Genomic DNA, 24,788 nt, shown 5'->3' on the forward strand with positions numbered 1-24,788 from the left:
TTGGAGTATAACCGCATCCGTATCCATTCGTCGATCGGTTATCTGACTCCGTATTTGTACGAAAAAAGGTACTATGAGCAACTCCAGGCAGGATAAAAGTTGTGTCCACTTTCTTGACAGTGATCCACTTTTAACGTCTGCTATGCTCTTGCAGAAATAAATATGAGTCACAAAGTAGAAATCGATTTTACACCACTTGACGGGACGCTATCATGATCAGCAACGGGATCTTCAAATTTGGCGAGTCCGCTTTCGACCAGTTTAGCTACGATTACTGAAGTAAACGTCTTACCGACACTTGCCGTGTGAAAGGGCTGATGCGGATGAGCCAATCCCTCATCTGTTTTTCCCGCAGCCATAAGCCAATGGATATCTAGCTTATCCGAATGGATGAGCAATTGTACATTATGAAGCGTCGGATCCGATGCGACTTTCCTCTCAAGATTTCCCTCAATCTCTTGTTTGACAAGCTCTTTTCTCAACATGCCACTCACTCCCATCCCCTTTAATGGCACATTAAATATCATTATTTATATATCATATGATATATAATATGCATGGAATTGAATAAAAATGACTGCACCGTTTTAATGTGGACCTCCGAGGAAGAGCTTTGCAAAGTCTTGATTAACCTTCGTCATAAATCACCGGAGTCAAAAGCGGAGGAAATCCTTCGGATTGCACATAATCCTCAAATTCCTTTTAGCTGAATGGGGTGATAATCGTTCACTGTTCACTTCAGCTTCGGGAGTACAAGCACTAGCCGGTTCATCGCCGCATTTCAAAGCGGTAAGTACTGCAAAGCACGAAGGAGAACCTCATGCGTGAAACCTTTTCGGAATGCCTTACATGAGTTCGCTTGGTGTTCCGTTCGATGGGAACCTTGGGCTAAGGGATGACGCCCATGCTGGGCATACAACAAAAAAGTCGATCCCTTCGGATCGACTTTCATTTATGGAGCCAAGGGGGATCGAACCCCTGACCTCATCGCTGCCAGCGATGCGCTCTCCCAGCTGAGCTATGGCCCCAAATGCTTGTCTTTTCAACAGCGACAAGATGTATAATATCATGCCAATTGAATCATTGTCAACAATCGGGAAGCATCCGCATTGAAAAAATTCCGGCGCAACAAAAAAGACACCCCGCCTGCGGGATGCCGCTTCCTTCCCTAACGTCGCCGATCAATTTTGCGGCGAACGAATCAAAAGCTCATTCAGTTCCTTCATAAACATGTTGATGTCCTTGAACTGCCGGTATACACTCGCGAACCGCACGTAGGCGACTTCGTCCACCGGGTACAGCTCCTTCATCACCAGCTCGCCGATCTCCCGGCTCTCCACTTCAGCGTGCGCGTGACTTCTTAATTCTTTCTCGACTTCGCTGACGATCCCCTCCAGCGTCTCTACGGACACGGGTCGCTTCTCGCAGGCGCGGATCAGGCCCCTCAGCATTTTGTCCCGGCTGAATTCTTCCCGGCTGCCGTCCTTTTTTATGACGATCAACGGGGTTTCCTCCACCATCTCGAACGTCGTGAACCGGCGCAGACAGCGCTCGCACTCGCGCCGCCTGCGGATCGACCGGTTGTCGTTGGCCGGGCGGGAGTCAAGCACCTTGGTGCCGGAATGATCGCAAAATGGACATCTCATCGCGGATAACCTCCTTTGTCCTTTCTTGTGTTACCGGACTTTCCCTGTTATAGCCTCAATCGAGCCGCACATAATAGGACTACCAACGGCAAGGAGGTGAACAACATGGCTAGAAACAACAGCAGCAATACGCTGGTAGTACCTCAAGCCTCGAACGCCCTCGACCAACTGAAATACGAAGTGGCTCAAGAGCTGGGGATCGCTATCCCGCAAGATGGCTACATGGGTAACGTAGCAACTCGCGACACGGGCGCGATCGGTGGCAACATCACTCGCCGCCTCGTACAAATCGCCGAACAACAATTGGCTGGTCAAGCCGGTCAAGCGAAATAATTATGACGCTTAAAGCGGAACCGGTCCTCGAAGGAGCGACCGGTTTTCGCTATTGCGGCGGGCCGTATACCCGATGATACTTGTCCCAAAAATAATAAACGCGCTGCACGAAATGCCGGGTCTCCCCGAACGGGATCGCTTTCGCTCCGTCAAGCGTCCCGTCCCAGACGCCGGAAGCGAGCCATTGTCTCACATTGCCCGGCCCCCCGTTGTAAGCGGCGATCGCGGCCGTATGGTTTCCGTCGAACTCACGGATCAGGGAGGATATGTACCAAGATCCGATATCGAGATTCACGGCCGGATCGTGCAGATAGGCAACCGCATCTATCCGCATCTTCTTGACTTCGGCCGCCCATCTGGCGGTATCGGGCATGATTTGCATAAGGCCGACCGCGCCTTTGGAAGATCGCCGGGCGGGATCGTATCTGCTCTCCACCTGGACGATCGCGGCCACCAGATAAGGGTCAACCTGATGCTTCTCGGCTTCGGATCGGATCAATTCCTCGTAATGAATCGGATACATCCATTTGAACAGCCACTCGGATCGGGCGAACAACCCCAAGACCACCAGTACCAGCAGCAGGGCGTACCAGCGCTTCCGCAGCCGGAATACGCGGGAGGACCGCATCGCACCGAGCGTTCGCATCACCCTCATGACCGGGCCACGAGCTTGCGCCACCAGGCATCAAGCTGCCTTTCCGTCTCTTCCAGGGTGCCGCTGTTGTCGATGACGTCGTCGGCCAGCTCGCGCTTGCGATCGATCGGCCACTGGGCCGCCAATCTGCTTCGGGCCTCCGCTTCGGACAGCTTGTCCCTCTCCATCAAGCGCCGAAGCTGGATTTCCGGCGGAACATAAACAACCAGCACGCGCTCGTACCGATCCTGGAGCCCGCTCTCGTACAGCAGCGGGATATCCGCGATGACGATCGCGTCCGGATCGCGCGCTTCCGCTTCCTCCGCCAGCTTGTCCATTCTTTCCCGAATGGCCGGATGCAGGATGCTCTCCAGCTTGCGCCGTTTCTTCGCGTCCGCGAAGACAATAGCCCCAAGCGCCTTGCGGTTCAGTCCGCCGTTCTCGTCCAACACACCCGGCCCGAATTCCGCCGCGACGGCGGCGAGAGCCGGCTTGCCCGGCTCCACCACCTCGCGGGCGACGCGGTCGGCATCGATGATCGCCGCTCCCCTCGCCGCCAGCATCGCCGCCACTGTGCTTTTGCCGCAGGCGATGCCGCCCGTAAGTCCGATTCGCATGCCTTCACCTCTTTTCAACCGAACAATTTGCTGACGCCCAGCACGATAAGCAGGAACGCCGGCAGAAGCGCCAGCTTCCGTATCCAGCGCACATGCGACAGCCAATATCCCATCTGCAGCCCCGCCGCGATAAACACGCCGCTGACCAACGCGATGCCGGCCGACGTCGCCAGGACCGGCAATCCCAGCAAGGCGGCTCCGATCCCCGCCCCCAAGGCGTCCAGAGACAACGCCAGACCAAGCCACAACGCCTCGCCGGAAGTGATCGTCCCCGACCGGTCCATGTCCGCCAGAGACGGCGTGCGCAAGATGCGAATCACCAATCCGACGGATTTCCATTCCCAATGAAATACGCAAGTTTCCTGTATGTCGGCGTCCTCCGGACGCAAGGAAGCCGCTTCTGCCGTCTCCTTGTTCCCCCGCAGCAGAAACTGGACAAGCGCCCAACAGCCGATGCCGATCAAGATCCATGCGCCCAGCACCTTCGCCCAGCGCGGATCGATCGCCGCTTCGAGCTGCCGGCCGACGGCCATCGACAGCGCGATAACCGCGCCGGAACAGACGGCGATAATCGCCACCGACAACCAGGGAACGCGGATTTTGCGCAAGCCGTACGTGACGCCTGCGCCGAATCCGTCCAGACTGACCGCCAACGCCAACAACAAGACTGTCGGCCACACGCCGCACCACTCCCTCGCTCCAGGAACTTCCCTGCCGGGTTCTTCCCTATCATATGGAGCGAGCGCGCCCAAGGTGCGGAGTTACCTTTTCCTTTTCCGGACCGGCTGGCAGGCCGGGCAGATATGCGTGCCGCGGCCGCCCAGCACAAACTTCTCGACCGGTCCGCCGCATTTGACGCAAGGCTGGCCTTTGCGGCCGTACACGTTTAATTGCTGCTGGAACATGCCCATCTCGCCTTGGCCGTTGACGTACGACTTGATCGACGAGCCGCCTGCGTTCACGGCGTCCGTCAACGTTTGGACGATCGCTTCGTGAAGGCGGTTCAGTTCGGACCTCGTAAGCGAGTCCGCCGTCCGCTCCGGATGTAGTCCGGCAGCGAACAGCGCTTCGTCGACGTATATGTTCCCGAGTCCGGCGACAATCTCCTGATTCAGCAGCAGCGGCTTCAGCTTCGTCGTCCGCCCGGCTATCGCGTTGCGAAGGGCTTGTACGGTAAACGACTCGTCCAACGGCTCCAGTCCCAGTTTATGCAGGGGCTCGGAACGCCATTCCTCCCCGATCGGGAACACATCCATCGTTCCGAACTGCCGGACATCCCGGTAGCGAAGCTCCAGGCCGTCCGTAAACCGGAAGAAAACGTGCGTATGGTTTTCCGCCGGCTCCTCCGCGGGATAGACGCCGTATCGGCCTTCCATGCGCAGATGCGACAACAAGACGTAATCGTCGAGCACGAACCGCAAAAATTTGCCCCGCCGGCCGATCGAACGGATCGTCTGCCCCGCCAGCAGCATCGCGAACGCTTCCGGATCGTCCGGGCGGCGCACGATCCGCGGCAGACGGACGGTTACGGACTCGATCGTCTTGCCCGACACGAGCTTCTCCAGCGTCCGGCGTACCGTCTCGACCTCAGGCAATTCCGGCATCCGGCCGTCTCTCCTTTCTCACTTCGCTTCGTACCAATTGTCTCCCCAGCTTACGTCCACTTTCAGAGGCACGTCCAGCTCCAGAGCCGACTCCATCACTTCCGGCACGAGCCGCTTCATCGTCTCCAGCTCGTCCGGCGGAACCTCGAACACCAATTCGTCGTGCACCGTTAGCAGCATGCGGCTGGACAGCCCTTCCGATTCGAGCCGGTCCGCGATTTTCACCATCGCCAGCTTGATAATGTCGGCGGCCGTGCCCTGTATCGGCGTATTCATCGCCGTCCGCTCGGCGAACGAGCGCAGATTGAAGTTCGAAGCCTTGATCTCCGGCAAATACCGGCGGCGGTTCAGCAACGTCGTGACGTAACCCTGTTCGCGCGCGGTCGCGACGATATTGTCCATGTAGGCGCGCACCCCGGGGAACGTCTCGTAATACTGCTTGATAAACGCCTCGGCCTCCTTCGGCGAAATATCGAGGTTGCGGGACAGGCCGAAGCCGCTGATGCCGTAGACGATGCCGAAGTTGACGGCTTTCGCCTGCCGGCGCATATTCGCGTCAACCTGGTCCTCGCTTACGCCGAAGACGTCCATCGCCGTCTTCGTGTGCACGTCGAGGCCGGTCCGGAACGCTTCCTTCAGCCCTTCGTCGCCGGAGATGTGCGCGAGCACGCGGAGCTCGATCTGCGAGTAGTCGGCGGCCAGGATGACCCATCCCGGCTCCGACGGCACGAACACCCGGCGAATCTTGCGGCCTTCCTCCAGCCGGATCGGAATGTTCTGCAGATTCGGGAATTGGCTGCTGAGCCGCCCCGTAGCCGCGATCGTCTGCTGGTAGTAGGTGTGAATTTTGCCCGTCTCCGGCCGGACCTCCTTCAGCAGACCCTCGATATACGTCGATTGCAGCTTGGTAAGCTGGCGGTAATGCAAAATATGCTTCACGATATCATGGTAAGGCTCCAGCTTTTCGAGCACCTCGGCGTCGGTCGAGTAGCCGGTTTTCGTCTTTTTGACGACCGGCAGCTTGAGCTTGTCGAACAAAATCTCGCCGAGCTGCTTGGTGGAGCCGATGTTGAATTCCGTGCCGGCCAGCTCGTAAATGTCCTTCTCCAGGCGGGCGATACTTTGTTTCAGCTCCTCGCCGTAAGCTTCGAGCGCCCCGGCGTCGACCCGCACGCCCGTCGTCTCCATCGCGGCCAGACGCCCCGACAGAGGCAGCTCCAGCTCGTGATACAGCGACTCCATGCCGTTCTGCTTCAGCAGCTCTGAGAGCTTGGATTCCAGGCGCGAGATCGCAAGCGCGCGGCGGGCGCCGAAGGCGGCAAGCGTCTGCTCGTCCGGCACTTTAAACTTCGCGCCTTTGCCGTACACGTCTTCGTTCTCGGGCACGGAGCCGCATTCGTACTTGCGCGCCAGCAGGCCCAGCGTATGCCCCGCTTCCGTCGGGTCCAGCAAATAGCCGGCCAGCATCGTGCAGAACGCCACGCCCCGAAGCGGCAGGCCGCGCCAGTGAAGGGCGACTTCCGTCCGGTGGGCGTCGTGGGTGATCTTGGGGATCTCCGGATCGGCCAGCCACTCGCGAAGCGCGGAGGCTTCGTCCGAGGCCAGCAGCCCGAACGGCACGTAATAAGCGGTCTGACCGGCCAGGAAGGTCAGGCCGTGCACGTCGCCCGTATGCGGATTGTCGCCGGTGACTTCGGCCGCAAACGCCTTCACCTCGCCGAGCCGCTTCACCAGGTCGCCGAGCCGGTCCGCAGTCACCCTGACGACCTCAAGCGCTTCCTCCTGCTCGTCGCTCTCGGCGGGTTCGGCTCCCGCTCCGCCTCCCAGATCAAGCTTGTCGATCAGCGAACGGAATTCCAGCTTGCGGAACAGTTCCGCCAGTTTCGGCTTGTCCGGCCCGGCGAACCGCAGCGCGTCCCAATCGGCCTCCATCGGAACTTCCCGGAAGATGGTCGCCAGCTCCTTGGACATCCGCGCGTCGTCCGCATGGTTGGCGATATTCTCCCGCAGCTTGCCCTTCAGCTCGTCGACATGCGCCAGCACCTGCTCCACCGTGCCGTACTCGTGCAGCAGCTTCAGCGCCGTCTTCTCCCCGACTCCGGGCACGCCGGGGATATTGTCGGACGCATCGCCCATAAGCCCCTTCAGATCGCGGATCTGGTCCGGCGCGAGATTGTACACCTCGCGAATATGGGCCGGATCGAACCGCTCGATCTCGCTGACCCCCTTGCGCGTGAGGGCGATCGTCACCCGCTCCGAAGCCAGTTGCAGCATATCCTTGTCGCCCGTGACGACAACCGCCTGCACATCATCCTGCTCCGCCAGCTTCGTTATCGTGCCGATGATGTCGTCCGCTTCGTAGCCCTCCAGCTCGAACTGGCGGATGCCCATCGCCTCGATCAGATTGCGGATTACGGGAAACTGCTCGGACAGCTCCGGCGGCGTCTTTTGCCGCCCTCCCTTATATTCGCCGTACTGCGAGTGGCGGAACGTCACTTTGCCCGCGTCGAACGCGGCGAGAAAATGCGTCGGCTTCTCCTCCTCGATCAGCCTCAGCAGCATCGTAGTCATGCCGTACACGGCTCCCGTGTGAAGGCCGCTCGAATTGCTCAAGGCGGGCAAAGCGAAAAACGCCCGATAAGCCACGCTGTTGCCGTCGATCACTACCAGCTTGCGCATCAACCCACTCCTCCTTTGCCGTGCGCGTCCATACCATCCATCATAGCATATTTGGCCCTCTCCCGCATAAGGTTGTAGGAAGGAAAACCGAGGTGATTCCGCATGAACGGCAATAAACATAACCGGTTCTTCCCTTCCCCGAAAAAGTTGGCGATCTTCGACGTCAGCAATACGCTGATCGACCGGCAGCGGACGTTGGAGCATTGCTTCGCCAAGACGCTGGAGGAGTTCACGGCCCGCTGGTCGTCGGATTGGCCGGACTGGAACCCCGCCGACGTCAAAAACCGCTACATGACCGAATGGAGGAGAAAGCGCGGCTCCCTGCTCCGCACGCGCGAGAAGTTCGAGGCGCGGACCGCTTGCTTGGCATACGCCTTGAAGCCGTATCCGCTGGAAGTCACGCCGTCGTTCGCCCATTCGTTTTTTGCCGGACTCAAATCCCACCAGGCCCGCGAAGCGGTCGCCGTCCCGGATGCTCTCCGTGTCATCTCCGAGCTGTCCGGACGGTATCAGCTCGCCATCCTCTCCAACGGGTTCCGGGCGGATCAGAGCGAATGTCTCGAAAAACTGGGCCTGACCGCCTACTTCCCTGCCGACCGCATCTTCACGCCCCATCGGACAGGCGCCCGCAAGCCCGCGGCGAAGGCGTTCCTGTCGGTCAGCGAATCGCTGGGCGTCCCGCCTTCCGGCGCGGTTATGGTCGGCGACTCCTGGCGGAACGATGTCGTCGGAGCCACCCAGGCGGGCATGGACGCCGTCTGGATTTTGCCGTCCGCCGACAAAAAAATATCCCTGCGGAAAGCAGGGATACGCCGCATCGTCACCGTCCGGAGTCTCGGACAGCTTCTCGGGTTTATGTAAAATCGGACTCAAGCTGCTGTCCGAAGCAGCCGCAGACGAAAACGCTGCCCGGCTTGGCTTTGGCCTGCTTCTTGAGCGACGCTGCCGCTTCCGAGATCGCTTCCGGCGTCAGACCGACGCATTGCCTGCAGACCACGAGGGACAACGAGACGTGAATTCCGCCGCTGTTCACGGGATTGCCCTCCCGGTCGAGAACAGGACCTGCGTCTTCTCCCAGAAAGGCGCCGATATCGCGTTCAAATATCTCGATGATCCGTTCGCACACCGTCTCCGGGCGGGACGCGCCCGTCATGACGATAAAATCGTCGCCTCCGATATGACCGAGAAAATCGTCCGCCTCCCCGCTCCCGTACACGGCCTGCCGGATCGCTTCCGCCGTGTATTGAATCAGCTCGTCGCCGCGCTGGAAGCCGAACCGGTCGTTAAACCACTTGAAATAGTCGAGGTCGGCGTAAATGACGGAGAACGGCTGCGCGAGGCTGATTCGCCTGCGCAGCTCCCGCTGGATCTGCCGGTTCCCGGGAAGGCCCGTCAGCGGATTGGAGACGCGGGCTTGCTCCATGCGCTCGTGCGTCACCCTCTCCAGAATATCCCGGATGGACGTCGCGCCGGCAATTTTCCCTTCCCGTGAGATGATGACGTAGTCGTACAGCTTGTTGCTGTCGCGGGACATTGCCATACGGGAGACCTGCTCGATCGGCAGGCTTTCGTCGACGACCAGGGGATGCGGGTCCATCAGTTGATAAATCGGACGGTTCCAGAACAAGGACACGCCATACTGGCCGGAAAGCTGCTGAAACAGCTTTTCCCTCATCATTAGTCCTACCGGCCTTTGATCCCGGACGATGACAGCCCCCTGTTCGTCCTCCTGCTCCCGGAACAATGTCGCCACCGACGAGATCGGTTCCTGCCAGTCGAACGTCGCGATCGAAGTGCCCAATGCGCCGATTCGCAACGAACCGCCTGATGCCGGCGACAGCCGGTGGCTGCCAGAGATGATCCGCTTCAGCTCTTCGTCGGGCTCCTTCAGCTCGGCATGGGGACGGCCCAGCAAATACCCTTGGGCAAAGTGGATTCCCAACTGCGCGACTTTCATCAATTCCTCCCGCCGTTCGATTCCTTCGGCCACCAGCCGGATATTCATCTTGCGGGCGAAGGACACAAACATCTCCAGCAGATGCTCCTTCGTCTTCTCCTTGTCCACCCGGTCGATGAGCGAGCGGTCGATCTTGACGAAATCCGGCTGAAGCTCGGCGATGGCCTGCAGGGAGGAGTAGCCGGCGCCAGCGTCGTCGATGGCGATCTGATAGCCTTGGCTGCGGTAATGGCGCAATATTTTTTTGGCGGTGTCGAAGTCTTCGATGGAGCTGCGTTCGGTAATCTCGAATACGATTTGCCTGGGCCGGATGCCGGTCCGTTCAAGGATGCGGAGAGTTTCGCCCGGCGTGAATTGCGGGTCGTGGATGATTTGGGCGGGAATATTGATGAAAATTTTCTGCTGGTCATGCGCCGGACGGAAGCCTTCGATCGCCTTCTCCCGGGCCAACCGGTCCAGTTTGTGAAGACCTCCCGACCGTTGGGCGAACTGAAACAGCGGCAGCGGCGAGTTGAAAGACGAACCCGCCGGTCCGCGGGTCAGCGCCTCGTAACCGAACACCGACGAATCGGCCAGCGACACGATCGGCTGAAACACGGATTGAATGGCGCGTTCGTCGAGAATATCGGCAAACAGCTTGCCGAGCTCGCTTTCTTCCGAATCGGCCGGCACGCTCCCGGCTTCCCGAAGCGAGCGCTTCATGGCCGAATAGACCGCAGACGCCAGGTCCCGGCCGTCATCCGGCCTGATGATCGCGAAGCCGATCTGAAGGCTTCGCCCATCCGCGCGGAAACTCTCGGGCAGCTCGCGCTCCGCGTACAGCCGGATCGACTCCGCCAGCGCGGCAAGCTTGCCGGCGGCCTCCCGTTCGTCCGCCCCCGGATAATGGGCGTACAGATAAATGTCTCCGCCAAGCTCGCAATCGTCAAACAGACGGTCGGATCCGTCTTGCCGTTCACGGGCAAACTGCCGGAGCCGAACCAATAGCTGTTCCCGGACGGCCGCATCCCTGCTGCGGTCGAACGAAGCGGTTCCATCCAGATCCAACGCAATCAGACCGACAGGGCCGAGGGCCAGCCTGCCGGCCAGCCCTTCCGCAATCGGCAAGGAATCCCGAGGATGAGTCCAAGATTTCATGATGGTTGATCCCTTTTGCAACAGGATGAGGGGACGCGGCCGGGCATGCCCGGTTACGTGTTCAAATCCGGGCGCTTGCCCCGCACGAGATAAACGACGCTCTCGCCGATATTCGTCGCATGGTCCGCCATCCGTTCGAGATAGCGGCTGACGAAGCACAGCAGAATCGCCTGGTTGACGATCTTGGGATTTTCCACCATGAAGACGAACATCTCCCGCATGATCTGCGAGTGCAGCTTGTCGACCTCGTCGTCCATCAGCGCCATTTTGTAGGCCAGATCGACGTTCTCGTTGATGTAGGACTGGATGCTCTCCGCCGTCATCAACTGGGCGATTTCGGCCATGCGCGGAATGTCGACCAGCGGCTTCATCAGCGGCTGATCGCCGATCCGGATCGTTACTTTGGCGATATCGACGGCCAGATCGGCCATGCGCTCCAAATCCGAGGCGATGCGGAACGCCACGATAATGCGCCGCAGGTCCTTCGCGACCGGCTGCTGCGTGGCGATCAGATTCGTGCCGATCTCGTCGATCTTCTCCTCCAGCGAGTTGATCTCGGGGTCGGATTGAATGACCTTTTGCGCCAGGCGCTGATCGCCCTCCTGGAGAGACTGCACGGCTTCCTGTATGGCACGCTCGACCTTGCCGGCCATCTCGATGAGCACGGCTTTCAAATCGTTCAGATTCGTCTCAAACTGCTGACGGTTCGCCATATGTTCCCCTCCGGGTTCATCAGCCGAATCGGCCGGTAATGTAATCTTCCGTGCGCTGATCCTCCGGATTGGAGAACAGCTTCACCGTATCCGCGTACTCCACCACTTCCCCGTTCAGGAAGAAAGCCGTTTTGTCGGAGACGCGCGCCGCTTGCTGCATGTTGTGCGTGACGATAATGATCGTATAGCTGTTTTTGAGCTCTTGAATCAGTTCTTCGATCTTCAGCGTGGAGATCGGATCGAGCGCCGACGTCGGTTCGTCCATCAGCAAAATTTCCGGGTTGACGGCCAGAGCGCGGGCGATGCAGAGGCGCTGCTGCTGACCGCCGGACAAGCCGTACGCCGATTTCTTCAGATGGTCCTTCACTTCGTCCCAGAGCGCCGCTCCGCGCAGGCTGCGCTCGACGATTTCGTCGAGCTCCGCTTTGCCGCGGATTCCGTGGATGCGCGGCCCGTAGGCGACATTGTCGTAGATCGACTTGGGGAACGGGTTCGGCTGTTGGAACACCATGCCGACGTTTTTGCGGAGCATCTCCACGTTGACGTCCGGATCATAGATGTTCGTTCCGTGAATGGCGATCCGCCCTTCGATCCGAACCCCCTTGATCATGTCGTTCATCCGGTTCAGCGTCCGCAGCAGCGTCGACTTGCCGCAGCCGGAAGGCCCGATAAACGCCGTGATCGATTTTTCTTCGATCGCCATGCTGATATCCTTCAAGGCATGAAAATCGGTATAATACAGGTTGCATTTCTCGATTTCAACGATGGCCATGTAGACCCCTCCGCTATATGGTTAGACCCTGGCAAGGGTTTATTTGCGCTGGAATCGGTTGCGCAGGTAGATCGCGAACGCGTTCATGCCCAGCAGCATGATCAGCAGCACGATGATGCCCGCCGCCGCGACGTTCTGGAATTCCGCCTGAGGCTGGCTCGCCCAGGTGTAGATCTGCATCGGCATCACCGTGAACCGGTCGAATACGCTGGTCGGCGTAAACGCCACGTAGCCGACCGCCCCGATGACGATCAGCGGAGCGGTCTCCCCGATCGCGCGCGAGAGCGACAGGATGCTGCCCGTCAAAATGCCCGGAAATGCGGACGGGAGCACGACGCGAAGAATCGTCTGCCAGCGGTTCGTGCCAAGCGCATACGAGGCGTGCCGCAGGGACACGGGAACGGCCCGGATCGCTTCCTGCGCGGCCACGATAATAATCGGAAGCACCAGCAGCGTCATCGTCAGCGCTCCGGACAGGATGCTGTCTTTGAAGTTCAAGAAACGAACGAAAATCGTCAAGCCCAGCAATCCGTAGACGATCGACGGCACGCCCGCCAGGTTGGAAATATTCGTCTGGATGATGCGGCTGATTTTCGTGTCCTTCGCGTATTCCTCCAAATAAATCGCCGTGCTGACGCCAATCATAAAGGTAAGAGGAGCGGTAATCGCCATCAGCCACAGCGTTCCGAAAAACGCCGCTTTGATGCCCGCGTTCGAAGGTATGCGCGACGAAAATTCCGTCAGGAAGCTCCAATCGAGCCAGCCCGCTCCTTGGCTGACGACCTGGATGAGCAGCGTGGCGAGAGCGATTACGCCGACGGTGGTCGAAGCGAAAAACAAACCGTGAGCGAACGAATTGATCCGCTTGCGGCGGTGAATCCGCCGCAGTTCGGCCTCGCTGTTCTGAAATGCGGTCATTTATATTCCTCCCGGAAGCGGCGGGAGATGTAGCCCGCCAAGATGTTCATCGCCAGCGTCATGACAAACAGCGTGATGCCGACCGCATACAGCGTCCGGTATTCCACCGAGCCGTATTGCGTGTCTCCGCCGCTGACCGCGACGATATAAGCCGTCAAGGTCTCCATGCTCTCCAGCGGGTTCCAACTGAGGTTCGGCATGGCGCCCGCCGCCAGGGCGACGATCATCGTCTCGCCGATCGCGCGGGACAACCCGAGCACAAACGAGGCGACGATGCCGGAGAACGCCGCCGGCACGACCACCTTCCAGGCGACCTCCAGCTTGGTCGCTCCCAATGCGAAAGCCGCATGGCGGATCGGCTTCGGCACGGCGCTCATCGCGTCTTCGCTGAGGGAGCAGATCATCGGGATAATCATGATGCCGACGACGATGCCCGCGCTGAGCGCGTTAAACGTATCCGTCTGCGGCAAGAAGTATTTGATAATCGGCGTGACGAGGTTCAAGGCGAAAAATCCGTATACGATCGTCGGAACCCCGGCCAATATTTCAAGCACCGGCTTCAGCACGTGACGAACGCGGTCCGGCGCGTATTCGCTGAGGTAAATGGCGCTGAACAACCCGATGGGCAGCGCGACGACAGACGCGATCAGCGTGATCATCATCGTGCCGCCGACCAACGGGAGCACGCCGAACTTCGGCTCGGCGAACAGGGGCGTCCATTCGGTTCCCGTCAGGAAATCCCAGATCGGCACGGCGCGGAAAAACCCGGCCGATTCCGTAATCAATATCACAACGATCCCGACCGTCGTAAGGATCGACATGACGGCGAACAAGAGCAGGATCTTCGGCATAATCCGGTCGGCGCTGAACAGCGGCGCTTTGAGCTTCAGGTTCATGTTGGAGCCCTTAGCCGCTCGGTTTTGCGAAGCCGGCGATTCGGGCGATGGAACCTTGGGAAAGGCTTCCCGTTTTACAGCCATAACGACTATCCTCCGCTTCATAATGTGAGTGCGGCATACAAGACGACAGGCACTCCCACACTTTCGCTTGCGGAGTGCCATGTCATCCTTATTTCATTGGCATGCGGAACGCTTTTGAATCGGGATTATTTCAAAGCTTCCAGGTTTTTGTCGTACATCGCTTGCGGAAGCTTGATGTAGCCGACTTGCTCGACCAGCTTTTGACCTTCCGCGCTCATGTAGAACTTCAGGAATTCTTTGACTTCCGGCTTAGCCAGCTCGCTCTTCAGCGGGTAGACGAAAACCGGACGGCTCAGCGGAGCGTACGTGCCTTTTTCGATCGTCTCGATGGAAGGCGCGACCGCAGGCGAGTTGGCGTCTTTTTTGATGGCGACGGCTTGCAGCTTGTCTTTGTTCTCCAGGTAGTAGGCGTATCCGAAGTAAGCCATGGCGTATTTGTCGGAGCTTACGCCTTTGACCAGCACGTTGTCATCCTCGGACGGCGTGAAGTCCGTGCGCGATTCTTTGGCCGTGTGGTTGATCGCTTCCGTGAAGAACTCGAACGTGCCGGAAGCTGTTCCCGGGCCGTACAGCTTGATCGGCTCTTTCGGCCAGGAAGGATCGACATCGCTCCACAGCTTCACCGTGCTGTTCTTTTCCCAGATTTTCTTCAGTTGTTCGACCGTCATTTCTTTGGCCCAGTCGTTATCTTTGTGAATGACGACCGTAATACCGTCGAACGCGACCGGCATTTCGACCGTGTCCTGGCCTTTGTCGGTCAGTTGTTTTTTCTCTTCGTCCTTGATTTTGCGCGAGGAGTCTGCGATCGTGATCTCGCCCGAGATCAGCTTTTTGATGCCGTTGGACGATCCGGACAGGCCGACTGTAATCTGAACGTCTTTATGTTTTTTCATGAACTCTTCGGCCACCGCTTGAGAGATCGGGTAGACCGTCGACGATCCGTCGATTTTGATCGAACCCGACAGTTTCGTCTCGGGTGCTTTTGTCGCTTCAGCCGTCGCCGACGGGGACGCCGATCCGCCTGCCGAAGCGTTGTTATCCGTTTTGTCTCCGCAAGCGGCCATCGTAAACGCCATGACGACCGAACTCAGGACGATGCCGCCCTTTTTCCACGATTTAAACAATTCGACCACTCCTCAATTGGCTTCGTTTTGATTTTTTCGCTCACAGTTGTCATCTTAACGCCGCACTGTTTTCGCTATTTCAACGTTTTGTAAACGCAGTGTAAAACTTATCGCTATTTTCATAGGGCTCAACCGACATTTTGGCCGCCGGCGCGACCAATTTCTTTCCATTTGTTGATACGCCGTTAATAGTCCTTTTCTATCATAAAGATTAGATAATCGTGGAAAATCCGCGGATAGAAGGGTGGCTTACTCGATGTTCAAGAAAAAATCGGGCATCACGCTGACGCATAAGCTCATAGCCGGCTACTCCGTCCTGTTGGCGCTGTTTGCCGTCGTATCGGGGCTTCATCTATATCGGCTGGGGAGCTTGAAGGACAGCTTCCGGGAGCAGAGCGTCCAGGAGCAGAGAACGAGGCTCGCTTACGAACTGAAGCAAAAGGTGCAGGAAATGAACATTTTGCTGTCGGGTTATTTGGTCGGCAGGGATCAGAAGCTGATCGCTTCCTACTCGGCGAGGGCGGACGAGATGAAATCGCTGATCGAGCAAGTGGGCGCTACGGCTCTGACGAAGGAAGAACGGGATTGGCGGGCCCGGCTGACGATGACGGGGGAAGAATACGCCAACATGATGGCTTTGGCGGAGACGCAGTTGGGCCATGCTCAAGCGGACAGCTACGTGACGATTCTTCGGCATATTCATGAAGGGGCGCAAACGCATCAGGAGACGGTGTTCGAGCTGGTCGACCGCTTTATCGAATCGTATGAAGCCAACTCGACGGCCGCTGCTGCGGCGACGCTGATGCAAGTCGAAGCGACGGAGAAGCAGGCGGTTGTCGCGCCGCTGCTCGCTCTCCTGCTGGCTGCCGCGATTGCGGCAGTGATGATCCGGTCGTATATGAAGCCGATCCGCCGTCTGCAGCAGGCGGTCGGACGGCTGGCCGAAGGCGACCTCCGGCACCGGATCGGCTCAAGCTCGAACGACGAGCTTGGGCTCCTCAGCCAACAGTTCGACCGGATGGTCGAGAACTTCTCCGAGATGCTTCGGCATACGCAACGGATCGCGGCCGCTCTGACCACGCAAGCCGAATCGTTTGGACGCTTCTCCCGGACGACCGCCGAGGCGAACGCCGATACGATCCGCGCCATCGGCGAGATTGCGGCCGGCAGCGACCGCCAGGCGAACGAAGCGGAGCGGAGCCATTCGTGCATGCTGGAGCTGGACAGCCGGATGAAGGATATCGGCCGGCTGGCGCAGACGATGATGGAGCTCAGCCGTGACGCTTCCTGCAAATCCCTGGACGGCGCCGAAGCCGTCGACCGGCTGCGCGAGGCTTCCCGGCAGTCCGGCGAATGGATGGAGAAGCTGGACGAAGCGCTGGATTCGCTGGCTGCGAATTCGCATCAGACGCACAAGATCGTGCAGGCGGTCACTGAAATTTCTTCGCAGACGCATGTGCTCGCGCTGAACGCGGCGATTGAGGCAGCCCGAGCCGGCGCGCACGGACGCGGGTTCGCGGTGATTGCGGAAGAGGTCCGCAAGCTCGCCCAGGAGACGCACGATTCGTCCAAGACGATAGCGGCCAACCTCGGCGCGCTCGTCGACGGCATCGTCTCATCGCGCCGGTTGATGAAGCAGTTGTCCGACAGCGGCTTGCGCCTGAACGAGCAATTGGAGATGACGGCCCGGTCGTTCGCCGAGATCGAGCAGTCCATGCGGCTGATACTGGGCCGGATCGAGACCGCGGCCGGTCAAGTCGCCGAGGCCGAGCGGCAAAATCGCGAGCTGCTGGCCGCATCGGAGCAGGTGGCCGCGATCGCGGAAGAGATGGCCGCCGGCGTGCAGGAAGTGAACGCGTCGTCGGTGCGGCAGGACGCTTCCATCCGCGACATTGCGCGGCAGTCTCAGGAGATGGCGCAGCTTGCGCATCAGTTGTTCGAGGAGATTCGGCGTTTCCGGCTCGCCGAGGAAGCTTCCGGAGGAGACGCAGGCGGGGAGGAGTCGGAGCGGAATCGCCCGACGGCGGAGGAGGCTGAAGCGCGGCTGCGTGAAGAGACGCCCGACGCGGGGGATGCCGCGCCGCAGCAGGCCGAACCGGGCAAAGCGGCGGCTTCGAATCCGGACTCGAAGCCGCCGGCGGATGCCGCATCCCCGCGCGAAGACCGATCCGGAGCGCGAACGGAGTCGGCGGAGAAGCAGCCGGTATTGCTGTAGCCGCGATTCGCGGCCGGAAAAAGGCGGGCTGACCGGCAAGTCATCTGGCGATGACTTCCGGCTCAACCCGCCTTATTGGCATGCACGGCCGCTCGTCTGCGCAAGTCGACACTTTCGACTTATTTCCCGCAAGCGGCCGCATTTTCCCCGCGCAAGTCGAACTTTTCGACTTATGTGCCGTCCCGCGGGGGACACGCGGCAGCTATCCTTGTCGCCATATCCATCGCGGGAACCGCTTCGTCCAAACGGCGGACCCGCACCGCCGATACGCGCTCTCATCCGTTATTCATGCTTCAAGTGCGCCAGCGTCTGGACAAATACTTCTTCCATATGCGTATCGTCCAACGAATAATAAACCGTCTTGCCCGACTTGCGCCGCTTGACGATCCGCAGATTGCGCAGCAGCCGAAGCTGATGGGAGATTGCCGATTGTCCCATCTCAAGTACGGCCGCGAGATCATGCACGCATAACTCTTTCTGCAGCAGAGCGTGGATCAGGCGCACCCGGGTCGGGTCGGACAGCGCTTTAAACAAATTCGCCATCTGCGCCGCGGCCGTCTCGTCGAGCAGCTTCTCCCGGATCGGCCCCAATCCGTCATGCGAGCCGGAGCACGGCTCATCGCACAGCTCTTGCTTCTCCAGTTCCATATCGACCACTCCGATTTGTCCGTAACCGTTACTGTTACCATTGTAGCAGACGGAAGGCAGACTTGCCACGCAACCGCGCGCCTGGCGGGGGAACGCCGTGCGCGGGGCGGCCTTCGGCGGGTCGCCGCGCAATGCGGTCAAACCGGAACAGGCCGTCCAGATGAACGGCCCGTTCCGGTTTACCATCTATCCGACCGTTTCGGCCGAATCAGGACACATCCTCAAGCGATACATCCTGCTTCTCCCGAAACTGAATCAACACCCGGGAAACCCGGCGATTATCGACTTCTTCAATAATGATATCAAAATCTTCATGCGAGATGGATTGCTTCACATTCGGCGCCGATTCCAGCTGCGCGTACACCCAGCCGCCGATCGTGTCGTATACGTCGTTCGGGATATCCGTGCCGAACTGACCGTTAAAATCTTCGATCAGCAGCAAACCGTCCACCGAATAAGTCGATTCGCCGCGCTGCTCGATGCTCGGCCGCGCTTCGTCGAATTCGTCGTGGATTTCCCCGACAATCTCTTCCAGAATGTCCTCGATCGTGACGAGACCCGACGTGCCGCCGTACTCGTCGATCAGCAACGCCAGCTCGGTGCGGTTCTTCTGCATCGTTTTCAACAGGACGCTGATGGAGATCGAATCCGGCACGCTCAGCAGCGGACGCACGACCGCACGCAAACCTCCGTCCGGCTCGGCCTTCATCAAGTCCTTCAGATGGACGTAACCGATAATATTGTCTTTGTCGGGATCGCACACCGGATAACGCGTATGCGGCTCCTTCATCGCAAGATCGATCATATCCGCGAGCGGCTCTTGCGCGTACAGGCAGACCATCTCGGTGCGGGGCACCATGATTTCCCGCGCATGCGTCTCGGAAAATTCGAAAATATTATCGACAAACGTCATCTCCGTATTGTCGATCAACCCGCTTTTGTGGCTCTCATGGATGAGCACGCGGATTTCTTCCTCCGTATGCACGGATTCGTGGTCGGCGTCCGGTTCGATTCCGGCGCGCCTGAGCATCCAGTTGGAAAGGCCGTTCAGCATCCAGATAAAAGGATACATCGCTTTATAAAACAGGACTATCGGCGCCGCAGTCCAAAGCGTGACCCTTTCCGATTGGCGGATTGCATACGTCTTGGGCACTTGCTCCCCGATCGTGATATGGATCAGCGTCATGATGAAAAACGCGATCACGAAAGATATCGTTGATATTATCGGCTCCGGTATCGACCTCGGAAATAACGGCTCGATCACCGCATAGATTGCCGGCTCTCCCACCCACCCAAGCGCAAGCGATGTCAGCGTAATGCCGAGCTGGCACGCCGACAAATAAGCGTTCAGGTTGTTCACGATGCCTTGCGCGAACTTGGCTCGCCGATTGCCTTCGGCCGCCAATGTTTCGAGCCTGCTGCCCCTGACCTTCACCACCGCGAATTCCGCCGCGACGAAAAAGCCGTTCAGGAGCACCAATACAATCACCAGGAGCAAATACCACCAACTAAAAGGATCACCATCGCCCAATACTTCCCTGCCCCCATGCCGATCGGACGGAGACAGGATCCACCTCCTCGGTCTTCTCGATTTTAAAATATGGTTTATTTTTATTATAGCCTCTGTCAAAAATATGCGTCAAACCGCGATCCTCTCGAAAAAACGATTATCGTCGCGCAATCAGGGCCGAACCGCCGCAAAAGGATGGTGTTGAGGCGAAAATCGCATAATAAAGACGAAACGACCGAATTCGGCCGAATTTCAAGAGAAATGGGGGCGATTTCCATTGGGTTATGCCGCCAATCTGACGCTTGTCGCGGTTTTGCTTGCCGCTACGGCGTTTTTTGTGGCAACCGAATTCGCCATAATCAAAATTCGTCCAAGCCGGGTCGATCAACTGGTGCTGGAAGGCCGCAAAAACGCGCTTGCCATTCAGCGCGTTCAACATAATTTGGACGGCTATTTATCCGCTTGCCAGCTCGGTATCACAATAACGGCCCTTGGACTCGGCTGGCTCGGGGAACCGACGGTTGCGGATTTGCTGCATCCCCTGTTCGCCCATTTCGGCTTGTCCCCCGCTGTCAACAAGACACTGTCGTTTTTGATCGCCTTCTCGTTGATTACGTACATTCATGTCGTGCTGGGGGAGCTCGCGCCCAAGACAGCCGCCATCCATAAAGCAGAATGGATCAGCCTGAAAGCCGCGCCGATCATTATCCGCTTTTACCAGTTGATGTTCCCCTTCATCTGGCTGCTGAACGGATCGGCCAACCGGCTGGTCCGCCTGTTCGGCATGGAGCCTGCGCAGGAGCATGAGGAAGCTCCCTCGGAGGAGGAACTTCGCCTTATTCTGGCCGAGAGCTACAAAAGCGGCAAAATCAACAAAAGCGAGTACGGTTACGTGAACCGGATTTTTGCTTTCGACGATCTTATTGCCCGGGAAATTATGGTCCCGCGTATCGACATGATCTGCCTCTACGCCGAGCATTCCCTGGAAGAGCATCTGCAGACGATCCGGACGGAACAATACACCCGTTTTCCGGTCGTGAAGGGGAACAAAGACAACATCATCGGCATGGTCAACACCAAGCAGTTTTTCCTGAAATACGACCAGCCGGGATTCCGCTTCGAGGATTTGATTCATCCCGTCTTGTCCGTGTCGGAAGCGACTCCCGTCAACAAGCTGCTGAAAATGATGCAGGCGGAGGAAACGCACCTGGCGATCCTCGTGGACGAATACGGCGGGACAAGCGGCATGGTTACGATCGAAGACATTCTCGAAGAAATTGTCGGGGAGATCCGGGACGAGTTCGATACGGACGAATCCCGGGAAATTCAGCAGCTTGGCGAGGGCCACTTCCTGTTCGACGGCAAAGTCACTTTGGATGAGGTGAACAATCTGCTCGGCTCCGACATCGAGAGCGAAGACCTCGGCACGATCGGCGGTTGGGTGTATCACCTGAACCCCGAGCTTCGAAAAGGCGTCGAATGGCGCTACCGCGACTTATCCATCCTCATCCGGGAGAAAGACCGGCACCGGATTCGCAAGGTGGAACTGCGCCGGTTGCCGAAGAGCGAGGCCGAAGACGCGGCAGACGGAGACGAAGACGAACAGGAACGGACCCCGGTCGGCTCCGTGCCGGAAATAACCCCCAGGCATAGGAAACGCCCGCGGACAACCTGACTGTGCCGCGGGCGAATCGAACCGCTTATTTTCTTCTGGAGATGGAGCCGCGGCTTCCCACCGTCGTTTTAGGGGGAGAGTTGTTGCGCGGCGGACTCGTAATCGACTTCTTCGCGGAACCGGAGCTGCCGTTCGACTGCACCTTCGACGAAGAACTGTTGTTTCGAATGATCGAACCGGACGAACCGGAGGCGGAAGACTTGGGCGTTTCCTTTTTGGTCACGCTGCCGCCGTCTCCGACCGACGGCTTTTTGCCCGTATCCGCCGACTTCGCGCTTGAGACGGAAGCCGAGGATTGGCTGCCCGCCGCGCCCGAACCCGCGGAGCTTCCGCTTGCGGACGGCGCGCTCCCGACCTTGCCCGAATCGGAGCGTCGGACGATCGAGCCGGTTCCCTGCTTGGTGACCGGCGGCGGGACCGATTGAATTTCCTGCGTTGTCGGCTTCCGGTAGCTGCCGATCGGCTTGTACGTATCCTTCGACGCATACCCGCGGTATTTGCCGTATTTGCTTTTCTCGACCGCATCAAATACTTCGTCGATAAGTTCCGATACGACAACCGCCGCAAAATACGTCTGGATAAAAGACGGATCGTAGTTCTGCTGAACGAAGTTCCGGCTGGAGATTTCAATCAGCGTATCTTCGGGCTTCTCCTTGTCCTGCTGCAGGTGCACCCATCGGTCCGGATAGACCAGGAACATGCGCTCCGTCTGACGCTCGGAGATTTCCTGCGGCTTCTCCGCCGCCGCCATCTCGTCGGCTACTTCGGGCACCGATTTGCCGGCGGCCCGGTACACTCTGGACCAACTGTCCCCTTCGCCCGCAACGGACTCCAACGGATAATCGGCCCCGGCCGATGTCCCCGCGCTCGCCGCACCGCACCCCGAAAGGAGCGACGCGAGCAAGCTGACGATCAGCAGCCCTTTCAAACCTAACCATGAACGCCGCAACCGCGTCACCTCCTACGTCCCTCTCAGCATGGCGATGTCGGCCGGCAGCACGCTTTCCCCTTCGTACAGCATAAACCGGCCATCCTGCCACTCAACGCGCAATTGCTTGCGATTGTCGGACTGGAAGTTCCAGACATATTGCTCGCCGCCTGACGGGAACGGCGTCGAGCCCTGCGTCACGACCCGGCAGTTAAAGCGTTCCTCCAGCATGTAATCGATTCCGTCCAATTCAAGCGTGGTCGGCACTTCGTCAAAGGAATCGAGCCGTCCGTCGATGGCCGAGTACAGCTCGTATTGCAGATGCTCCCGCTTGTCGACGGTCAAATACCGGATGTCGGCGCCGTCCCTCAGCGTCAGCAGGACGCTGCCGCGAGCGGGATAATACGTGCGGCCGATGACTTCGTACGTGACCAGCGACACTTCCAGAATGTCGCCGGGTACGCTGTCGAACACCGTCCGCTCCGGCTTGGGCGTAGGGGGAGGGGATATCAGATTTTTCACGCGTTTCCATAAACTCATGCCCGCTCACGCTCCTACAAGCACGCCGCGATGATCAGCGCGCCCGTTACGTGCAGCGAGCCGGCCAGCAGCCCGTGGCTGACCATGGCGTTTTTGGTGCCGTCGTTGAGATCGAGCCCGCCCATCGCTTTAAACAGCCGCTCGACAATCGTCTCGATCAAGAGCAGGATCAGGAACGACACCGCCGACACGAGCAGCGCTTCCCACAAGCTGTTCGAGGTGGCGATCGACTTGGCCAAAATATAGCCTTGCGCGAACAGCTTCAGGATAAAGCGGGTTGTAACCGCCACGTTGCCTTTTTTCATTTCGGCAATATCGCTGTATTTGGTCATCAGCGAGTCGATCCACATGAGGACCGTCAGCAAAATGACGCCGCAGCCCGTCCAGACGAGCATCGCGGCCACGTTCATCCAAGTCATCCGGAGTCACCGTCATCTCTCGTATTTTTTAATCAGGGCGGCGAGTTCTTCCTCGATGTCTTTGTCTTTGGAGAGTGCCGCAAACTCGTCGTCGAGCGATTTCTCCTTCTTGTAAATTTCGCCGCTCGCTTCGGCTTCGGCCTCCAGTTGGCGCGCCTTCTCCTCCATCCGGTTCAATCCGGCGAGCGCGCTGCTCGAATCCAGGCCCGTCATCGCTTTGTTGATCGTTTTTTGCGCTTTGGCGGCGTTGACGCGGGCGGCCAGCGTCTCTCGGCGGTTTTTCAGCTCCGTGATCTGTTTGCGCATCTCGTCGAGCTTCTCGCGCAGATTGTCCGCGGCGGCCTTGTTTTTCTCGTAAGAGGCGAGGTAATCGTTCATCTTCGCCTCGGCGGCTTTCTTCTCCTCCAGCGCGCGGCGGGCCAGGTCGAGATTTTGCGCCTGCACGGCCAGATGCGCTTGCTCTTCCCGCTTCTTCACCAGAGCGGCTTGCTCCTCGTACAACTGCTTGAATTTTTTCTCGAGGGCGATTTGCGCCGCTACCGCTTTTTCGGCTTCTTCCAGGTCTTCCTGCATATCCCGGAGATATTGATCCGTCAGTTTGACCGGGTCCTCCGCCTTTTCGATCAGGCTGTAAATGTTCGCCAGAGTCAGGTCGCGAAGCCTTTTGAAGATGCTCATGGCAACTCCTCCTTGGAATGTTACGTTCGATGATGAACGGTTTGATTACCCATTCATACGTAGCGTATCGCAATACGTTTCAAACGGGAACAGCGCATATGTACAATTCGGACCGTTCATTCCGCCGTGTCCCGCATCGGCAGACGTCCCGGCCGCCGCAAAAAAAGGACTGCCGGGGATGTGATATGCTCCCCGCAGTCCTTGTATAGCCGCCCCGACCCGGCGGCAAAACCGGAGTCTTCCGGCTTCGCCTCAGTCGCGGAACAGCAGCCGCTTCATGTAACGGATCGTGAAGTCGATCCCGCGGTCGCCCAGCTCGCCGGTCCACGTCCGGGAATGCGGCTCGATGCTCAGGCCGCCGGCATAGCCTTTGGCGTACAGCACCGCCATAAACGTGCCCCAATCGGTCTGGTCCAGCCCGGCAGGCGGATCGTCGAACCGTTCGCCGCCGATGCGGACGGAGCCTTTGATATGAACGTGGTAGAACCGTTCGCCCCAGTCCCGCATCTCCTTCAAATAATCGGCACCGTCATAGATCGCATGCGACGGATCGTACTTGATGCCCAGCTCCGGCAGATGGCCGAGCACAACCCGCCACTGCTCGTCGCCGACAATAAAGTTGTTCCAGCGGCAGTTGTAGACGGCGACGCGAACGCCGCGTCCGGAAGCGTATTGGATCAGCCGCTCCAGGTAAGCGATCGCGTGCCGGTAGTTGTCGTACAGGCTGATGCCTTCGACGTAGTTGACGCCGGTTACGAACACGCCGCAGCCCAGACGCGCGGCCGCATCCACCAGCCGGCAGGAGATGGCGAACTCCTCCTCGTTGACGCCGTTTTCGCCGATCCGGTCCGATCCCCAACGGCCGACCGATCCGACGGCGACTCCCGTCTCCCGGCACGCCTGCTCCAGCTCCGGCAGGCTGCGCTCGAAAGCGTCCACGTCCTGATCCACATTGATGCAGAACTCCACGAACTCCAGTCCGCGGGCCGCCGCTTTCCGAATGCCTTCGGCCGTCGGGCTCGAGATGATTCCCAATTTCATCGTGCTGCCGCTCCTTTCCC

General features: G+C 58.8%; 25 protein-coding genes and 1 tRNA gene. 5 read left to right on the plus strand and 21 right to left on the minus strand.

Annotated elements, in window-relative coordinates:
* Positions 1–167: 167 nt before the first annotated feature.
* Positions 168–485: a serine hydrolase gene (locus FE781_RS09100; RefSeq protein ID WP_246068122.1), complete on the minus strand. Its 318-nt coding sequence runs from the start codon at positions 483–485 to the stop codon at positions 168–170.
* 285 nt (positions 486–770) lie between these two features.
* Between FE781_RS09100 and FE781_RS18130 the strand changes: the two genes are divergently transcribed.
* A complete protein-coding gene (locus tag FE781_RS18130) occupies positions 771–899 on the plus strand; it encodes a transposase (protein WP_138789418.1) in 129 nt (42 codons plus the stop codon).
* A gap of 56 nt (positions 900–955) precedes the next feature.
* Here the strand turns inward: FE781_RS18130 and FE781_RS09110 are convergent.
* Positions 956–1,028, minus strand: a tRNA-Ala gene (locus FE781_RS09110).
* Between the two features lie 153 nt (positions 1,029–1,181).
* Positions 1,182–1,646, minus strand: coding sequence for a transcriptional regulator NrdR (gene nrdR / locus FE781_RS09115; protein WP_138789311.1), 465 nt, complete (start codon positions 1,644–1,646; stop codon positions 1,182–1,184).
* 105 nt (positions 1,647–1,751) lie between these two features.
* Here nrdR and FE781_RS09120 point away from each other — a divergent pair, with 105 nt between their 5' ends.
* Positions 1,752–1,979: an alpha/beta-type small acid-soluble spore protein gene (locus FE781_RS09120; protein ID WP_138789312.1), complete on the plus strand. Its 228-nt coding sequence runs from the start codon at positions 1,752–1,754 to the stop codon at positions 1,977–1,979.
* Between the two features lie 49 nt (positions 1,980–2,028).
* On the opposite strand, the gene FE781_RS09125 is transcribed toward FE781_RS09120, so the two are convergent.
* From FE781_RS09125 to polA, 5 genes are all read right to left on the minus strand, one after another.
* A complete protein-coding gene (locus FE781_RS09125) occupies positions 2,029–2,634 on the minus strand; it encodes a lytic transglycosylase domain-containing protein (RefSeq protein ID WP_246068123.1) in 606 nt (201 codons plus the stop codon).
* Positions 2,631–3,230, minus strand: coding sequence for a dephospho-CoA kinase (coaE, locus tag FE781_RS09130; RefSeq protein WP_138789313.1), 600 nt, complete (start codon positions 3,228–3,230; stop codon positions 2,631–2,633). The genes FE781_RS09125 and coaE overlap by 4 nt, the downstream gene beginning before the upstream one ends.
* 14 nt (positions 3,231–3,244) lie before the next feature.
* Positions 3,245–3,910 (minus strand): sporulation membrane protein YtaF, encoded by a 666-nt coding sequence (ytaF, locus tag FE781_RS09135; protein ID WP_138789314.1) that lies wholly within the window; start codon positions 3,908–3,910, stop codon positions 3,245–3,247.
* Positions 3,911–3,991: 81 nt separating this feature from the next.
* Complete coding sequence (mutM, locus tag FE781_RS09140) at positions 3,992–4,834, minus strand: DNA-formamidopyrimidine glycosylase (protein WP_138789315.1); 843 nt, start codon at positions 4,832–4,834, stop codon at positions 3,992–3,994.
* Positions 4,835–4,852: 18 nt separating this feature from the next.
* A complete protein-coding gene (gene polA / locus FE781_RS09145; RefSeq protein WP_138789316.1) occupies positions 4,853–7,513 on the minus strand; it encodes a DNA polymerase I in 2,661 nt (886 codons plus the stop codon).
* A 102-nt stretch (positions 7,514–7,615) separates the two neighbouring features.
* Here polA and FE781_RS09150 point away from each other — a divergent pair, with 102 nt between their 5' ends.
* Positions 7,616–8,374 carry an HAD family hydrolase gene (locus FE781_RS09150; protein ID WP_138789317.1) on the plus strand — a complete coding sequence of 253 codons (759 nt, stop codon included), beginning with the start codon at positions 7,616–7,618 and terminating at the stop codon, positions 8,372–8,374.
* Here the strand turns inward: FE781_RS09150 and FE781_RS09155 are convergent.
* The 6 genes from FE781_RS09155 to FE781_RS09180 all read right to left on the minus strand — a co-directional run bounded on the left by FE781_RS09155 (position 8,367) and on the right by FE781_RS09180 (position 15,114).
* Positions 8,367–10,607 (minus strand): GGDEF domain-containing protein, encoded by a 2,241-nt coding sequence (locus FE781_RS09155; RefSeq protein WP_138789318.1) that lies wholly within the window; start codon positions 10,605–10,607, stop codon positions 8,367–8,369. The genes FE781_RS09150 and FE781_RS09155 overlap by 8 nt on opposite strands.
* A gap of 53 nt (positions 10,608–10,660) precedes the next feature.
* The gene (gene phoU, locus FE781_RS09160; protein WP_138789319.1) at positions 10,661–11,320 is read right to left on the minus strand and encodes a phosphate signaling complex protein PhoU; all 660 of its coding nucleotides are present in this window, start codon (positions 11,318–11,320) and stop codon (positions 10,661–10,663) included.
* 19 nt (positions 11,321–11,339) lie between these two features.
* On the minus strand, positions 11,340–12,092 hold the full coding sequence (gene pstB / locus FE781_RS09165; protein WP_138789320.1) for a phosphate ABC transporter ATP-binding protein PstB: 753 nt from the start codon (positions 12,090–12,092) through the stop codon (positions 11,340–11,342).
* Between the two features lie 39 nt (positions 12,093–12,131).
* The gene (gene pstA, locus FE781_RS09170) at positions 12,132–13,010 is read right to left on the minus strand and encodes a phosphate ABC transporter permease PstA (protein WP_138789321.1); all 879 of its coding nucleotides are present in this window, start codon (positions 13,008–13,010) and stop codon (positions 12,132–12,134) included.
* On the minus strand, positions 13,007–13,906 hold the full coding sequence (pstC, locus tag FE781_RS09175; RefSeq protein WP_138789322.1) for a phosphate ABC transporter permease subunit PstC: 900 nt from the start codon (positions 13,904–13,906) through the stop codon (positions 13,007–13,009). The genes pstA and pstC overlap by 4 nt, the downstream gene beginning before the upstream one ends.
* Before the next feature lie 209 nt (positions 13,907–14,115).
* Complete coding sequence (locus FE781_RS09180) at positions 14,116–15,114, minus strand: PstS family phosphate ABC transporter substrate-binding protein (protein ID WP_246068124.1); 999 nt, start codon at positions 15,112–15,114, stop codon at positions 14,116–14,118.
* A gap of 256 nt (positions 15,115–15,370) precedes the next feature.
* Here FE781_RS09180 and FE781_RS09185 point away from each other — a divergent pair, with 256 nt between their 5' ends.
* The gene (locus FE781_RS09185; protein WP_138789323.1) at positions 15,371–17,329 is read left to right on the plus strand and encodes a methyl-accepting chemotaxis protein; all 1,959 of its coding nucleotides are present in this window, start codon (positions 15,371–15,373) and stop codon (positions 17,327–17,329) included.
* A gap of 282 nt (positions 17,330–17,611) precedes the next feature.
* Here FE781_RS09185 and FE781_RS09190 read toward each other — a convergent pair whose 3' ends face one another.
* Both FE781_RS09190 and FE781_RS09195 read right to left on the minus strand, forming a co-directional pair.
* The gene (locus tag FE781_RS09190; RefSeq protein ID WP_138789421.1) at positions 17,612–17,977 is read right to left on the minus strand and encodes an ArsR/SmtB family transcription factor; all 366 of its coding nucleotides are present in this window, start codon (positions 17,975–17,977) and stop codon (positions 17,612–17,614) included.
* A gap of 208 nt (positions 17,978–18,185) precedes the next feature.
* Entirely contained in the window at positions 18,186–19,475 is a 1,290-nt protein-coding gene (locus FE781_RS09195) for a hemolysin family protein (RefSeq protein WP_246068128.1), read from the minus strand.
* 289 nt (positions 19,476–19,764) lie between these two features.
* Here FE781_RS09195 and FE781_RS09200 point away from each other — a divergent pair, with 289 nt between their 5' ends.
* The gene (locus FE781_RS09200) at positions 19,765–21,162 is read left to right on the plus strand and encodes a hemolysin family protein (protein WP_138789324.1); all 1,398 of its coding nucleotides are present in this window, start codon (positions 19,765–19,767) and stop codon (positions 21,160–21,162) included.
* A gap of 25 nt (positions 21,163–21,187) precedes the next feature.
* Here FE781_RS09200 and FE781_RS09205 read toward each other — a convergent pair whose 3' ends face one another.
* The 5 genes from FE781_RS09205 to FE781_RS09225 all read right to left on the minus strand — a co-directional run bounded on the left by FE781_RS09205 (position 21,188) and on the right by FE781_RS09225 (position 24,768).
* Positions 21,188–22,111, minus strand: coding sequence for a DUF4247 domain-containing protein (locus tag FE781_RS09205; RefSeq protein ID WP_138789325.1), 924 nt, complete (start codon positions 22,109–22,111; stop codon positions 21,188–21,190).
* A 12-nt stretch (positions 22,112–22,123) separates the two neighbouring features.
* A complete protein-coding gene (locus tag FE781_RS09210; RefSeq protein ID WP_138789326.1) occupies positions 22,124–22,630 on the minus strand; it encodes a DUF4178 domain-containing protein in 507 nt (168 codons plus the stop codon).
* Positions 22,631–22,644: 14 nt separating this feature from the next.
* Complete coding sequence (locus FE781_RS09215) at positions 22,645–23,049, minus strand: DUF350 domain-containing protein (protein ID WP_138789327.1); 405 nt, start codon at positions 23,047–23,049, stop codon at positions 22,645–22,647.
* A gap of 12 nt (positions 23,050–23,061) precedes the next feature.
* On the minus strand, positions 23,062–23,727 hold the full coding sequence (locus FE781_RS09220) for a PspA/IM30 family protein (protein ID WP_138789328.1): 666 nt from the start codon (positions 23,725–23,727) through the stop codon (positions 23,062–23,064).
* A 252-nt stretch (positions 23,728–23,979) separates the two neighbouring features.
* Positions 23,980–24,768, minus strand: coding sequence for a sugar phosphate isomerase/epimerase family protein (locus FE781_RS09225; RefSeq protein WP_138789329.1), 789 nt, complete (start codon positions 24,766–24,768; stop codon positions 23,980–23,982).
* Positions 24,769–24,788 lie beyond the last annotated feature (20 nt).

Source organism: Paenibacillus thermoaerophilus, assembly GCF_005938195.1.
GTDB classification, from domain to species: domain Bacteria; phylum Bacillota; class Bacilli; order Paenibacillales; family Reconciliibacillaceae; genus Paenibacillus_W; species Paenibacillus_W thermoaerophilus.